General features: G+C 69.9%; 1 protein-coding gene. It reads left to right on the forward strand.

The window, feature by feature from the left end; all coding sequences use genetic code 11:
- Positions 1-21: 21 nt before the first annotated feature.
- On the forward strand, positions 22-482 hold a 461-nt coding region (locus FE811_RS27125; RefSeq protein WP_255469874.1), incomplete at its 3' end, for a GMC family oxidoreductase.

Raw genomic sequence — 482 nt, forward strand, 5'->3', positions numbered from 1 at the left:
GGCTCTGGTTCGTCTGGGAGCGTGGTTGCGAGCCGTCTGTCGGAGGATGGTCGCAACCAGGTTCTGCTGCTGGAGGCTGGGGGCCATGCCGACCGCTTCTGGGTGCATGCGCCGGCCGGGATGGGGCGGCTGTTCCTGGAAAAGGCGATCAACTGGGCCTATTTCACCGAGCCGGGCGCCGAGATCAACGGCCGCAGCATCTACTGGCCGCGCGGCAAGACCGAAGGCGGCACCGGCGCCGTCAACGGCATGGTCTACATGCGCGGCCACCCGCTGGACTTCGATCGCTGGGCCGCGCTGGGCGCCGAGGGCTGGGGCTGGGACGAGGTGCTGCCCTATTTCATCAAGTCCGAATCGAACAGCCGCGGCGCCAGCGCGTTCCACGGCGGCGACGGCCCGCTGCGGGTCAGCGACCCGCGCCAGAAGCACCCCACGATCGAGGACTACCTGCGCGCCGCCGAGAATGCCGGCGTCCCGCGCGT

This window comes from Paracoccus sp. FO-3 (genome assembly GCF_006386455.1).
Taxonomy (GTDB): domain Bacteria; phylum Pseudomonadota; class Alphaproteobacteria; order Rhodobacterales; family Rhodobacteraceae; genus Paracoccus; species Paracoccus versutus.